Source organism: Bradyrhizobium sp. Leo78, assembly GCF_059512425.1.
Map to the genome: position 1 here is coordinate 1 of NZ_JCAMOT010000189.1, position 528 is coordinate 528.

The 528-nt window shown below is 60.0% G+C and carries 1 protein-coding gene; it reads left to right on the forward strand.

From position 1 onward, the window contains the following. Positions 1-528, forward strand: a 528-nt coding sequence (locus AC5ZG1_RS44215) for a carbohydrate ABC transporter permease (protein ID WP_496136542.1), incomplete at both ends; no start/stop codon positions are given.

The following is a 528-nucleotide window of genomic DNA, read 5'->3' on the forward strand; positions in this document are numbered from 1 at the left end:
TACACCGATCCGCTGACGCGCTTCAACTTCCTGATCTTCCTGAAGAATTCGGTTTTCGTCACGGTGGCCGCGACGCTGCTGACGCTTATCGTCAACGCCATGGCTGCCTTTGCGCTGTCGAAATACAAATTTCGGGGTGACACGACTGTGTTCGTCATCATCATCTCGACTCTGATGATCCCGCTCGCCGTCGTCATGGTCCCGGCCTATCTCGTCATTGTCGGGGTCGGGCTCGCCGACAATCTCTGGGGTGTCATCCTGCCGACCGTCGCCTCGCCGACAGCCGTTTTCCTGCTGCGGCAATATATGCTGACCATACCGGATGAGCTGATCGAGGCGGCGCGCGTCGATGCGGCGAGCGAATTCTGCATCTTCTGGCGGATCATCCTGCCGCTGACGGCGCCGGCGCTTGCTGTGCTGGCGATCTTTTCCGTGCTCTGGCGCTGGAACGATTTCCTCTGGCCGCTCATCGTCCTCAACAGCCGCGAGAACTTCACCCTGCAGGTCGGTCTCAACGCCTTCCAGGGG